This window comes from Sphingomicrobium arenosum (assembly GCF_026157085.1).
GTDB classification, from domain to species: Bacteria; Pseudomonadota; Alphaproteobacteria; order Sphingomonadales; family Sphingomonadaceae; genus Sphingomicrobium; species Sphingomicrobium arenosum.
Map to the genome: position 1 here is coordinate 111,894 of NZ_JANPVN010000001.1, position 13,203 is coordinate 125,096.

Annotated in this window: 10 protein-coding genes; 3 read left to right on the top strand and 7 right to left on the bottom strand. The window is 65.9% G+C overall.

All coding sequences use genetic code 11. The features are described 5' to 3' along the window. Positions 1–70 precede the first annotated feature (70 nt). Positions 71–394 carry a PepSY domain-containing protein gene (locus NUW51_RS00410; protein WP_265561711.1) on the bottom strand — a complete coding sequence of 108 codons (324 nt, stop codon included), beginning with the start codon at positions 392–394 and terminating at the stop codon, positions 71–73. A 124-nt stretch (positions 395–518) separates the two neighbouring features. Between NUW51_RS00410 and NUW51_RS00415 the strand changes: the two genes are divergently transcribed. After that, positions 519–2,303 carry an ABC-F family ATP-binding cassette domain-containing protein gene (locus tag NUW51_RS00415; protein ID WP_265561712.1) on the top strand — a complete coding sequence of 595 codons (1,785 nt, stop codon included), beginning with the start codon at positions 519–521 and terminating at the stop codon, positions 2,301–2,303. On the opposite strand, the gene NUW51_RS00420 is transcribed toward NUW51_RS00415, so the two are convergent. From NUW51_RS00420 to prsK, 3 genes are all read right to left on the bottom strand, one after another. Then, on the bottom strand, positions 2,300–4,954 hold the full coding sequence (locus NUW51_RS00420) for an SGNH/GDSL hydrolase family protein (protein WP_265561713.1): 2,655 nt from the start codon (positions 4,952–4,954) through the stop codon (positions 2,300–2,302). The genes NUW51_RS00415 and NUW51_RS00420 overlap by 4 nt on opposite strands. Positions 4,955–5,044: 90 nt before the next feature. Continuing rightward, entirely contained in the window at positions 5,045–6,415 is a 1,371-nt protein-coding gene (prsR, locus tag NUW51_RS00425) for a PEP-CTERM-box response regulator transcription factor (protein WP_265561714.1), read from the bottom strand. After that, positions 6,412–8,496: an XrtA/PEP-CTERM system histidine kinase PrsK gene (prsK, locus tag NUW51_RS00430; protein ID WP_265561715.1), complete on the bottom strand. Its 2,085-nt coding sequence runs from the start codon at positions 8,494–8,496 to the stop codon at positions 6,412–6,414. Before prsK ends, prsR begins: the two co-directional genes overlap by 4 nt. 77 nt (positions 8,497–8,573) lie before the next feature. On the opposite strand from prsK, the gene NUW51_RS00435 reads away from it, so the two are divergent. Then, positions 8,574–9,491, top strand: coding sequence for an aldo/keto reductase (locus NUW51_RS00435; RefSeq protein WP_265561716.1), 918 nt, complete (start codon positions 8,574–8,576; stop codon positions 9,489–9,491). Here NUW51_RS00435 and NUW51_RS00440 read toward each other — a convergent pair. From NUW51_RS00440 to NUW51_RS00450, 3 genes are read right to left on the bottom strand one after another with little or no spacing between them, the layout of a single operon-like run. After that, positions 9,488–10,810, bottom strand: a complete 1,323-nt coding sequence (locus NUW51_RS00440; protein ID WP_265561717.1) for a M20 metallopeptidase family protein — start codon at positions 10,808–10,810, stop codon at positions 9,488–9,490. The genes NUW51_RS00435 and NUW51_RS00440 overlap by 4 nt on opposite strands. A 4-nt stretch (positions 10,811–10,814) precedes the next feature. Further along, positions 10,815–11,441 carry a DUF4893 domain-containing protein gene (locus NUW51_RS00445; protein WP_265561718.1) on the bottom strand — a complete coding sequence of 209 codons (627 nt, stop codon included), beginning with the start codon at positions 11,439–11,441 and terminating at the stop codon, positions 10,815–10,817. An 11-nt stretch (positions 11,442–11,452) separates the two neighbouring features. Beyond that, positions 11,453–12,241, bottom strand: a complete 789-nt coding sequence (locus NUW51_RS00450) for a 3-hydroxybutyrate dehydrogenase (RefSeq protein ID WP_265561719.1) — start codon at positions 12,239–12,241, stop codon at positions 11,453–11,455. 93 nt (positions 12,242–12,334) lie between these two features. Between NUW51_RS00450 and ypfJ the strand changes: the two genes are divergently transcribed. Beyond that, positions 12,335–13,201 (top strand): KPN_02809 family neutral zinc metallopeptidase, encoded by an 867-nt coding sequence (ypfJ, locus tag NUW51_RS00455; protein ID WP_265561720.1) that lies wholly within the window; start codon positions 12,335–12,337, stop codon positions 13,199–13,201. Positions 13,202–13,203 lie beyond the last annotated feature (2 nt).

The following is a 13,203-nucleotide window of genomic DNA, read 5'->3' on the forward strand; positions in this document are numbered from 1 at the left end:
GAACGGTTGCTTGGCGCCACCGTAACGATTGCGGGGCGAGCGGGCACTGCGGTTACAGTAAATTGGGAGGCTAGCGGCCCGAGGTGCCGACGACGCGGCCGGTGCGCGGGTCGACGTCGACCCAGACGAGACGGCCGTCGCGCACGAACTTGAAGCGATAGGTGTTGCCGCGCAGTTCGGGCCCCAGATACTGATAGCCGCTCATGCGCGGCACGATGCGGCGTTCGAGCCGGGGAAGCGACATGGCATCGCCCGAGCGCGCCTTGTCATAGGCGCGGTCCTGGTCGCGCTGGCTGAACGGCTGCTCGGGCTGGAACGCGCCAAAGGCTGCCGCGGGGCTCGCGAGCAAGGTGGCCGCGCCGATGGCGGCAAGAAGGGAAGTCGATACACGCATCACTGTTTGTCCTCGGCTTCCCGTCTAGCGCTGGAGCATTGAATGATCGGTGAATGGCATGCTTTCGCGCCATTCAGGAACAAAGATGACGCGCGCGCCAGATAAGGCTAGGCGCTGTGGCATTATGGCACCACCGATTCTCAGTCTCGAAGACGTCAAGCTGCACCATGGCGACGGGATCCTGTTCGAGGATCTTACCCTGCATGTCGGGCCCAAGGATCGGCTCGCGCTGATCGGGCGCAACGGCGCGGGCAAGACGACGCTTTTCCGCACGATCATGGGCGATGTCGAACTGGATGCCGGCAGCCGCACGGTGATGCCCGGCGTGAACATCGTCTGGCTCCAGCAGGACCCCGACATGAGCGGTCACGAGCGGCTGATCGACTGGGCGACGAGCGGCGAGCGGGCGCCGCCCGCCCATGCCATCGAGGCGATCGCGCAGCAGATGGGCGCCGATCTCGACCGCGAGGCGAAGACTGCGAGCGGGGGCGAACGTCGCCGTGCCGCGCTGGCACGTGCGCTGGCGAGCGAGCCCGACCTTTTGCTGCTCGACGAGCCGACCAACCATCTCGACCTTGGTGCCATCGAATGGCTCGAGGAATGGCTCGGGCGCTTCAATGGTGCCTTCATCGTCATCAGCCACGACCGCTCCTTTTTGAAGCGGCTGACGACGAGCTGCATCTGGCTCGATCGACGCACGCTGCGGCGCGCCGAGATCGGCTATGGCGGGTTCGACAAATGGACGGAGGAAGTACTCGAGGAGGATCGCCGCCGCCTCGAAAAGCTCGACGAGAAATTGCGGCAGGAGACCGAGTGGCTGCACAAGGGCGTGACAGCACGCCGCAAGCGCAACCAGGGACGGCTGCGGCAGTTGTTCGAATTGCGTGCTCAGCGCGCCGCGATGATCGGCATGCAGGGCACCTCGGCTCTCGGGCTCGTCAAGGACGAGGTGAAAACGAAGACGGTCATCGATGCTGAAAACGTCACCAAGCGGTTCGGCGAGCGCGTGATCATCGACGATTTCAGCCTGCGCGTTCAGCGCGGCGACCGTATCGGCATCGTCGGCGCCAATGGCGCGGGCAAGACGACGCTGCTGCGGATGCTGACGGGCGAGCTTGAACCCGACGAGGGCAAGGTCAACCTTGCCAAGACGCTGTCTGGCATCGTCGTCGACCAGCAACGCAAGCTGCTCGATCCCAAGAAAAAGGTGCGCGATATCCTGGCAGAGGGCGGCGACTGGATCGAAGTGCGCGGGACGAAGAAGCACATCAAGGGCTATCTGAAGGAATTTCTGTTCGATCCCGGTCTGTCGGAAGCACTGGTCGGCACGCTTTCGGGGGGCGAGCGGCACCGGCTCTTGCTAGCGCGCGAATTCGCCCGCGAGAGCAATCTCCTCGTGCTCGACGAGCCGACCAACGATCTCGACATGGAGACGCTCGACCTGTTGCAGGAAGTGATCGCCGATTATCAGGGCACCGTGCTGCTGGTCAGCCACGATCGCGACTTCCTCGACCGGACCGTGACCATCACCTTGGGGCTTGATGGGTCGGGCAAGGTCGATGTCGTGGCGGGAGGCTACGAGGACTGGGCCAAGCGGCGCAAGGAACGACGGAGCGGGGCGAAGAAAGCGAAGAAATCGGATGCTGCATCGGCTCCGGCACCGAGCACGCGGCCCGTCAAGTTGAGCTACAAGGATCAGCGCGATTTCGACCGCTTGCCGGGCGAGATCGAGCGGATCGAGCAAGAGATGGTCGAGATCGAAAGCGCATTGGCCGATCCCGAACTGTTCACTGCTGACCCAGACCGTTTCGCCGCGCTCACGCAGGCGCTGGAAGACCGGCGTGGCGAGAAGGATGCGGCGGAGGAGCGCTGGCTCGAGGTGGCGGAAAAGGCCGAGGCGCTGGGCTAGGCGAGCGGCCCCAGGTCAACAGGCAGGACGTCGAGGTCGAGAGGCTGGACGGGGGCGAGCATGACGAGCGGCGCGTCATATTCGCCGCCGGATTGGGCGTCGCCAAAGACGACCTCATGCGAGGCCTCTTCCTGATCGCCCGACGCCTGCCGTTCGTCCGCGGCCTCGCGTCCCTCAAGTGTTTCATTATTGGAATTGTCGCGCTCGGCCTGTGCATCCGGTTCGGCGAGGCCCGAACGGCCAGCGGCATCGTCGACTAGGCCCGCGACGGCATCGCCCGCCGCGGCGAGCAGATTGTCGAGGCCGGCTTCGGCAAGAAGCGGAAGTGATTCTTCGGCGATGACGGCCATTTCCGCGCCGTCCAGCGCGATCGGTGCAGGCATGGACAGCGTGTCCGCGAACATGGGGTCGGCGCGATCCTGTCCCGAGGGAAGCGGCAGGTCCCCATCGTCGGGAAGCGGGGCGATATCCTGTCCACCGTGACGCGAGGGTTCGAGCGAGGGCGCCTCGATATGCGGCTCGCCGAAATAGGCGGGGCGGGCGGGGTAGAGGTGGAACACGGGATCGGCGTCGCCATCCGAGCCGTGACTGGTCCCGTCATCGCCGCGCTCGGGCACGAAGCGGGCGCTGCGCACGCCGTCGCTGCGATCGGTGGTGATGTGCTGCTCCCCCTCGCGCAGCCGGTCGAACGCCTCGATCGCGATCAGCGCCATGGTCGTATAGCCCAGCGCCGAGACGAGGAGCGCGGCATTGCGATTGCCACCGCCGGGCTTGCCGCCGCCATTGCCTGGCCCGCCCTTGCCGCCCTTGGCTTCGCCGATGGTGACTTGCGTGGTCGCGCCGCCGGAGAGATAGAGGAAGGTGGCGCTGTCGCCACCGATCAGGGCGACATCGTCCCAATCCTCGCCGCCGCCGTCATAGTCGAGCTGCACGCGTCCGCCGTCGATCCGAAGATAGCCCGCGGCGACTGGATCCACCCCCGCGTCGAGCGAGAGCAGGTTCGTCAGGTCGATCCGGTCATTGGCCTCGTAATCGATGATGCTGTCCAGCCCCTGTCCGTCGAGAACGAAGATGTCATCGCCCCTGCCGCCGAAGAATGTGTCGCTGCCCCCGCCGCCGTCAAGTCGATTGTCGCCCGCATTACCGCGAATTTCCTGATCGAAGCCATTGCCGGTAAGGTCGATGGCGCTCTTCGACTTGGCGTTGGTAGTCTCTAGCAGCTCGATCTCGCTGCCTTCGGCGAGCATATAACTCGTGCTCGTGCGGATGACGTCGGTGCCGATGCCTCCCGCCGCTTCTAGCACGAGGGTCGATGCGCCGGAGACCACATAGAGGTCGCCTTGGCCGAGCGCGGCACCCCCCACCATCGCCGCGAGGAGGGTATAGTCGCCCGTGACCATGCCGACCGCGTCGATCGTCAGGCTGTAGGTGCCGCTCTGGGTGACCGTGACGGCGAGATGCGCGTCGAAGCCGGCGCCGCTGTCGTCATCGCCCGCCGAAAAGCCATTGCCGGTCAGCAGCAGCAGCGGGTCGGCAAGGCTGCCCGCGAAGCCGAGCGAGCTCATGCCGAGCAGGTCGAACGCATAGCTGGTACCCGCGACGAGCATGACGTCGATCGTGGCGCTGGCACCGGGGGCGTCGAGCGAACCGGCGAGGATCGCCTGCGCATCGTCCATCGGCAGGATCTCGACCCATGGCTGGCCGGTCATCTGCGCCATCATGAGCGAGCCCACGATGGCATGGACCTGCGCTGTGGGGTGGATGTCGTCGAAGAAGAGGAGGTCGCGGTAAGAGAGGAGGTCGGACGCCATCTCGGCGGGGTCGATGCCGTAAAGGCCCGCGATGGTCGGAAGGATGAGCGACAATGCGCCCAATTCGCTCTCGTTGTCGGTCAGCGGGGCGTAAGTAACATTGGCGCCGCGCGCCTCGAGGTCGGGGATGACCACCGTGCGGATGAGGAAGTCGAGATATTGGCTGTAGTCGCTCGCCGCATCGGCGCGCGCCTGTTCGACGGGGTCGAGGACGCCGTTGCGGTCGGCATCATATTCAGGAACCACACCGATATCGGCGACGCCCGAGAGGAGGATGTCGACCGCGCCGTCGCGGACCAGCTGCCCCAAATGCTTGAGCATGTCGTCGATGATGTCGTGGATGCGGGCATAGGCCTCGTCGGGCGGGGTCGGCGGGCCGTTGTCGGGCACGAGGCTTCGGATGTCGTTGCCGCCAAGGACGACGATGATCAGCGCGTCGGCGGGGATGTCATTGTCGAGCGCATCCTGCAGCGCGTCGACCTGGTCGGACAGGTCGAGCACTGCCTCGTCGCCCTTGAGGACCTGCGCCCCGCCGTACGCGAAATTGAGCGCGATGCCGGTGGGATCGGGCTCGAAGGGCGCGATCGGGATGCCGAGCCAAGGATCCTCGTAGCGGAAAGGGAAGGTGGGCTCGCTGACGAGCCCGACATATTTGTTCGAGATGAGGTCGGCGAAGGTATAGCCGTCAGTAAAGCGGCCTTCGAAATAACCCAGCTCGGGCAGCGGCGTGCCGGCGGGCAACGAGGCAAAAGGCAGGCCGTCGTACCAGCGGGCGAGTGCGAGTGCATTCCCGCTGTCGGCGAGACTGTCGCCGATCACATAAACGCGCGAATAGGTCATGGGCCGTCCCCCGAGGCGTCGCGACTCCCTACATCGAGTCGCTCGGAGAAGTTTCACCCAAGATCGTTGTTAATACAATACGTTAAGATTCTACGCGCTGAGCTTATATTGCTTCATGAGGTCGTAGAGGGTGGGGCGGCTGATGCCGAGGAGCTTGGCGGCCCCCGAGATATTGTGGTCGGTGCGGGTCAGCGCCTGGGCGATCGCCTTGCGGTCGGCGATCTCGCGCGCGGCGCGAAGGTTGATCGGGCTCGCGCCGTCGCCGTCGATGTTGGACTGAAGGTCGAGATCGCCTGCGGTGACGAGCTTGCCATCGGCCATGATGACGGCGCGCTTGATGCGGTTTTCCAATTCGCGGACATTGCCCGGCCAGGGGTGCTCGTCCACCGCCTCGACCGCATCGGGCGCGAGACCGTTGAGGCTGCGGCCCAGTTCCTTGGCATATTTGTCGGTGAAATAGCGCGCGAGCAGCACCGCATCGCCGGTCCGCTGCGCGAGCGGCGGGATGGGCACGACGATCTCGGCAAGACGGTAATAGAGATCCTCGCGGAAGCTTCCTTCGGCGGTCATGCCGTCGAGGTCGCGGTGGGTGGCGCAGACGATGCGGGTGTCGACCGCGATAGGCTTGCGACCGCCGATGCGTTCGATGACGCGTTCCTGGAGGAAGCGCAGCAGCTTGACCTGCAGCGGGAGGGGGATGTCGCCGACTTCGTCGAGGAAGAGCGTGCCGCCGATCGCCATCTCGATCTTGCCGGGCGTGGTCTTTACCGCGCCGGTAAAGGCCCCGCGTTCATAGCCGAACAACTCGGCCTCGAGCAGGTTCTCGGGGATGGCGGCGCAGTTGATGGCGACGAAGGCGCCGCCCTTTCGCGGGCTCTGGTCATGAACCGCGCGGGCCAGCAATTCCTTGCCGGTGCCCGACGCGCCGAGCAGCATGACCGAGACATCGGCGGAGGCGACGCGTTCGATGGTGTGCGCGACCTTGAGCATTTCCGGGCTGGCCGAGACGATCGAGCCGAGTACGGTCTGGCTCTCGCTCGCGGTCGCTTCGAGACGGCGGTTCTCGGTCTCGATCTCGTGAAGCTGGAAGGCGCGTTTAACGATATGGCCAAGCTCGTCGATATCGACGGGCTTGCGATAGAAATCATAGGCCCCGTTGGCGATGGCCTTCAACGCGCTCTCGCGCGCGCCATGGCCCGAGGCGACGATGACCTTGGTGTCGGGCTTCAAGCTCTGGATTTCGGCAAGCGTGGCGAAGCCTTCGGTGACGCCGTCTGGATCGGGCGGCAGGCCGAGATCGAGGGTGACGACGGCGGGTTCGTGCAGCCGCAGCATGTCGATCGCCTGCGCCCGGTTGGTCGCCGCGACGACCTCATAATCCTCATACGCCCATTTCAACTGGCGTTGCAGGCCCTCGTCATCCTCGACGACGAGCAGGATGGGGCGAGTGGACTTGGTCATGCGGATTTCCTCATGCCCTCGGGCGCGGCGGCGGCGAGGCGGATGGTAAAGGTGGTGCCCTCGTCGGGGCGCGATTCGACGTCGAGCCGCCCGCCCATTGCGAGGATCAGCGCACGGGCCTCATAGGCGCCGATGCCGAAACCATCGTCCTTGGTTGAGGCGAAAGGTTCGAACAGCCGGGTGCGGACGAATTCGGGGTCCATGCCATGGCCCCGGTCGGTGATCGAGATGACCACGTCGCGCTCGTCGCCATCGATGCGGACGCGCACGGGGCGATCCTTGGCGCTGGCGTCGATGGCGTTCTGGACGAGGTGGCCGATGGCCTGTTCGAGGCTGGCTGCGTCTGCCACGGCCCAGCGGTCGCAAGCGCCGTCGAGCCGGACGTCGTGATCGGCCCGCTTGGCGGCGATGGCGAAGGAGAGAATGTCGTCGAGCCGGGTTGCACGCGCCTGCTTGTCGCGCCGCGCGCCCTGCGGCGCGAGACGGGCGAGCAGGTCGTTCATCTTGCTCACCGAGCTTTTGAGGGTGGCGACCATGTCGGCGCGAAATTCGGGATTGTCGGCATGGCGTTCGGCATTGCGCGACAGGAGCGAGAGCTGGCTGACGAGATTCTTGATGTCATGCATGATGAAGGCGAAGCGTCGATTGAACTCCTCGAACCGCTGCGCCTTGGCGAGCGCATCCTGGCTGACCTTTTCGGCGAGCGCGCTGGCGGCCTGGCGCCCCGCGGTGCGCAGCAGGTCGAAATCCTCCCAGTCGAGCGGGCGCTGGAAATCGGGCTGGGCAAGGAGGACGAGGCCGACGAGTTGGCGATCGGCGATAAGCGGGATGGCGACCGAGGCCTCGCGCCGTTCGAGCAGCCAGTCGGGCGGCCCCGCGACGCGGTCGCGCGGATCGCTCCATCCCTCGCGTAGTCCGTTGAGTTCGAGAATACGTGCGTCGGCGACGACATGATCCCAAAAGCGGCCCTCCGCTTCGTCCGAAAAGATCGAGGCGGGGGGATCGACGAGGCGCGCGTTCCAGTTCCAGACCCCGCCCGCGCGCAGCCCCGAATGATCGTCGCGGACGAGCAGCACGCCGCCTGGCGCATCGAGGATTTCGGCAAAGGCGCGCACGGTACGCGCGCCCAAGGGGCCGCGCTCGCCCTCGTCGCCGCCGATGGTCTCGGTGAAGCGCAGCCATTCGGTGCGGTAGTCGTAGCGATGCTCGAAGAAATGCTTGGCGATCTTGACCTTGGCCCAGGCCCGCGCGCGACTGGAGGGAAGGATCGCCATGGCACCGACGATGAGGACGGTGAGGAGAGTGACCGCGACCCCGCCGGCAAGCTCGCCGCCATCGCTGCGCATCACCGAAGCGAGCACCGCCATGACCGCGAAATAGGCGCAGATGCCAAGCAGCGACAGCGATTGGAAGGTCGCCGCGCGGCTCATGCGGAACCGCCATGCGCCTTCCGCCTTGGCGCCGAGCGCAAACAACGGCGCGGCGGCGGCAACCGCGAGCCCGCGCCAGTCGCCGATGGGGGCGCCGAGCCGGTCGGACAGATAGCCGATGGTGTAGAAATTGAGGTCGTAGAGCCAGATCCAGGCGAGCGCGATCATGGCATAGCGCATGGTCGAGCGACTGCCCGGTTCGGCCTGGCCGTAGAAATTATGCACGAGGACGAGCCCGCCGGCTGCGGCGAGGATCGACAGGAGGTTCTGGGTGGTCGCAACGGCGGCGACATCGACATCCTCGGGCGCGAGCGGGCCGACCATGAGGACGACAAGCTGCATGCCGAGCACGGCGGCGACCGAGGCGTAGACGAGTTTCAGGCCCTTCTGGCGCTGGTCCGGCGCGCCGCTGGTGGCGAGGCTGTGGAGCAGGCCGATCCAGACGAGGTTGCGCAGGACTTCGGCAAGATCCGTGAGCATGGTGCCAGGGCGCACGGCTTCGAGCCAGGCCCACAGGCTGGTCAGCGCGAAGGCACCGACGAGCGAGCGCTGCCCCGTCGAGCGCGGGCCGCGATGGAGCTGCCAGGCGACCAGCAGCCCGAACAGGACCGCCGCCAGATAATGGCTCAGATGCGCTTGCGGGAACGCCATGGAGCGGTCAAACCTTCTGTCAATGAACCCGACACGTGCCCACTGTCGGAAAAATTTACAAAGATATGGTGAACGGCATGACGATCGAGATCGACAAAGTCGCGCCGCTGGCGCTGGGGGGCAATGTCTTCGGCTGGACCGCCGATGCGGCGACGAGCTTTGCGCTGATGGACGGCTTCGTCGCGGCGGGCGGACAGATGATCGATACTGCCGACAGCTATTCTGCGTGGGTGCCGGGGCATGTGGGCGGCGAGAGCGAGACGGTCCTTGGCGAATGGTTGAAGGCTTCGGGCAAGCGCAACGAGGTGGTGATCGCGAGCAAGGTCGGCTTCTTGGAAGGTCTCGCGCCCGAGGTGGTGCGCCGCGCGTGCGAGGGGTCGCTGAAACGGCTCGGGACCGAGATCGATCTTTATTATCTCCATACCGATGATCAGAAGGTCCCGCTCGCCGACACGCTGGGTGCCTTCGATGCACTGGTGCGCGAGGGCAAGGTGCGCAGAATCGGCCTGTCCAACTTCACGAGCGAGCGCATCGATGAAGTGATGGCTACCTGCGAGACCGAGGGGTTTGCGAAACCGGTTGCGCTCCAGCCGTGGTACAATCTCGTCGAGCGGACGCGCTACGAAGAGGGACTGGCCGATGCGGCCGCGCGGCACGGGCTCGCGGTGTTCACCTATTACAGCATCGCCAATGGCTTCCTCGCGGGAAAATATCGGTCGAAGGTCGACCTGTCGAAGAGTCCGCGCGGGCTGCGCAATATCGCTTATCTGGAGGGCAGGGGGCCGGCGGTGCTGGCCGCAATGGATGCGATCAGTGCTGAGACGGGTGCGCCGCTCGCCACCATCGCCTTGGCTTGGCTCGCTGCCCAGCCCACCGTGACCGCGCCGATCGCCAGCGCGACGAGCGAGGCGCAGTTGGCAGAGCTGACTGCGAGCTTGTCGCTGACGCTGACCTCCGAGCAGCTGGAGACGCTCGACGCTGCCAGCGCCGGCTAGTCCTTGGCGAGAATGTCGAGCGCCAACGTGGTGAGCGCCTCGGTGGCGGTGGCGACGACGGCTTCGGCATCGGGGGCCCAGAAGGGGCTGTGGAGGCTGGGGAGCTTGGCGGGGTCGCCGCCCGCTGCCTGCCACTTGTCCATCGGTTGGCCCCCGACCCAGAAAATGAGGCTCTGGATGTCGTTGTTGGCGCGATAGAATCTCCCGAAATCCTCGCCGCCCATGACCGGCGGGACCATCGCCACGCGATTGGGGCCGAAGGTCGAGGCGAACAGGTCGTGGGCGTGGGCGGTGAGCTCGGGGCTGTTGTAGGTCGAGGGGGTATATTCGCCGTCGCGGATGGTGACGATCGGCATGCGGTCCTCGGGGATGTCGGCGGACATCGCTTGCGCGCGGGCGATGCGCTCGATCGCCGAGAGCAGATGCGCGCGGGTTTCGTCCGAATAGCTGCGCACGGTCAGCAGCAGTTCGGCCTCGTCGGGGATGATGTTGTGCTTGGCACCGGCGTGGAAGCTGCCGACCGTGATGACGGCGGGTTCCTGCGGATTGATTTCGCGCGCGACCACGGTCTGGAGCGCAGTGACGATGCGGCTGGCCACGACGATGGGATCGCGTGTCGTGTCGGGATAGGCGCCATGGCCGCCGACGCCGCGCACGGTGATGTCGACGCTGTCGACATTGGCGAGCGCATAGCCGGTCGACAGGCCGATGAAGCCCGCCGGGCCTGCCGCGGCGTCATGGAAGGCGATGGCATGGGTGGGCATGGCGAAGCGGGTGAAGAGCCCGTCCTCCAGCATGGCCTTGGCGCCTTCGCCGGTTTCCTCCGCAGGCTGGAGGATCATCATCAGCGTGCCCGACCAGTCGGCTTTGCGCTCGACCATCTGCTGCGCGACGCCGACCCAAGCGGTCATGTGCGTGTCGTGACCGCAGGCGTGCATGACGCCGCTTTCCACCCCCGATTGGGGCGCCGTGGCGGTGACGGTGGAGGCAAAGGGTAGGCCGGTCTGTTCGACCACGGGCAGCCCGTCCATGTCGGCGCGCAGGAGAAGCACTGGGCCGGGGCCGTTTTCCATCATCGCGACGACGCCGGTCCCGCCGACGCCTTCGGTGACGGTAAAGCCGAGGTCGCGGGCGATGCCCGCGAGCTTGGCGGCGGTCTGATGCTCCTCGTTCGACAATTCGGGATTGGCGTGGAGGAAGCGATAGAGCTCGATCAGCTCGGGCATCTCCTCGGCAATATCGGCGCGCAGATCCTGTGCGGCGGCTGGAGTGGCGGCGAGCGCGAGGCTGGCAGCGGCGGCAAACAGGAGATGGCGCATGAGATCAGTCCTCCGGGACGAGTTCGATGAGGTCGAGGCGGCTTTCGAAACGGGGCGAGGGGATGACGAGGCGATAGCGATTCTCGCCGACGCGTTGGAGCGCGCCGATCATATCGCGCTGCGGATCGGCGCCATAGCGCATGGCGCGATCCTCATCGCCGAGTACGAGAGTGCCGAGAAAGACCATGCGGTAGGCATCGTCGGGGAACAGCAACCCGACGGGGCGCTGCGAGCCGGTCAGCTTGGCGAAGCCGAGGAGATCGTCCTCGACGCGGATGCGGCATTGGAAGAAGGGATAATCGACATAAGCGAGCGTGCCCGCGCCGCTCATCGTGCCGAGCTTGATGGTGCGGCAGCGATAGTTTCTCGTCGGTACGGCGCCGAGGGGGAGGGTGACGTCGGGATCGCCCGTGGGGCCGAGGGCGTCGACCTGCGCGGCAAAACCCTTGTCGCGAGCTTCGGCAAGCGCGGCGTGGAAGGTCGCGCGCCAGTCGCGCAGGCGGTCCGCATCCTCGTCACTGACGACTTCGCGCCAGTTGCGCGTCTCGAGCGTGTCGATGGCAGGGGCGCCCGGCAGCGGGGCGCAGGCGGCGAGCGGGGCGAGGGCGAGGAGCGCGGCGAGCTTTTTCATCACGATCGAGCCTATTGCGCCGTCCAGCCGCCGTCCATGCTGATATTCGCGCCCGTGATCGAGGCGGCGCCATCGGAGCAAAGGTAGAGCGCGCAGCTCGCCACTTCCTCGACCGTGACGAAGCGCTTGGTCGGCTGCGCCTTCAGCAGCACGTCGTTCATCACCTGCTCGCGGGTCAGTCCGCGCGCGGCCATGGTGTCGGGGATCTGCTGCTCGACCAGCGGGGTCCAAACATAGCCGGGCGAGATGCAATTGACGGTGATGCCGTCCTCGGCGGTCTCGAGCGCGATTGTCTTGGTGAAGCCCGCGACCCCATGTTTGGCCGCGACATAAGCCGACTTGTTGGGGCTGGCGACAAGGCTGTGCGCGCTGGCGGTGTTGATGATGCGGCCAAAGCCTTTCTGGCGCATCATGGGGATGACATGGCGGCTGGTGTGAAAGACCGCCGACAGGTTGAGCGCCATGATCGCGTCCCATTTGTCGACCGGGAATTCGGCGATGGGCGAGACATGCTGCATGCCGGCATTGTTGACGAGGATGTGCGGGCTGCCGATCTCGCTGGTGCAGGCGGCGACCATCGCATCGATGGCTTCGGGGTTCATGAGGTTGGCGTCGCTATAGATCGCCTTGGCGCCCGAGCGTTGTTCGAGATCGGCGCGGTGCGCCTCGATCTCGTCGGCATCGCCGAAGCCGTTGATCATCACGGCGGCGCCGGCGTCGGCCAGCGCCTGCGCGATGGCGAGCCCGATGCCCGAGGTGGAGCCCGTGACGAGGGCGCGCTTTCCGCTGAGGTCGGTCATTGAATTTGTCTCCCTTTGCCACAGCCATGACGCGCGCGGAACGAGGATGCAACAAGGACCGTTGGGCGTGCAAAAGAGAGGGAGACCCTTGCCATGCGCCTCGGCGATCGTGACAGCGACAATTTCATCGACCGGACCGGGCAACGGGGCGGCGGCTTTGGTGGCGGCGGCATGTCGACCGGTATCTTCGCGCTGCTCGCCCGCTTCGTCTTCAACAAGTTCGGAATCGTCGGGGTGCTGATCCTCACGCTTGGCTATTGCGCGCTGTCGGGCGGGCTCGGCGGGATCGTCGGTGGCGGATCGCCGCAGGGCGCCTCGTCGAGCGGCGAGAGCACACTTACCGCAGACGAACTGGCACTGCTGCGCGGGACGCTGGAAAGTACCGACGAGGTGTGGACCGATCTTTTCTCGCAGGCCGGGGCCAATTATCGTGAGCCCGAACTGGTGGCCTATGAAGGCGGCACGCAGACCGCTTGTGGCTATGGACAAGAAGTGATGGGGCCCTTCTACTGCCCCGGCGACCAGCGCATCTACATCGATCCCGATTTCTTCACCCAACTTTCCCAGCGCTTCGGTGCACCGGGCGATTTCGCCGCGCGCTATGTCATCGCGCATGAGGTCGGGCACCACATCCAGAACCTCGAAGGCACGCTCCAGAACGTGCAGCGCCAGCAGCAGCGCGCCAGCCAGACAGCGGGCAACCGGCTGCAGGTGGGGGTCGAATTGCAGGCCGATTGCTATGCCGGCGTGTGGGCCGCGCGCACGGGTGCGATGGAGCCGGGCGACCTCGAGGAAGGGCTGCGCGCCGCCGAAGCCATTGGCGATGATGCGCTGATGCGTGAGGCGGGTCGGGCAGTACGCCCCGAAAGCTTCACTCACGGCACCTCGGCACAGCGAATGGAAGCGTTGCGGCGGGGCCTGTCGGACGGCAATCCGGCGGACTGCAATTACGCGGGCTAGGC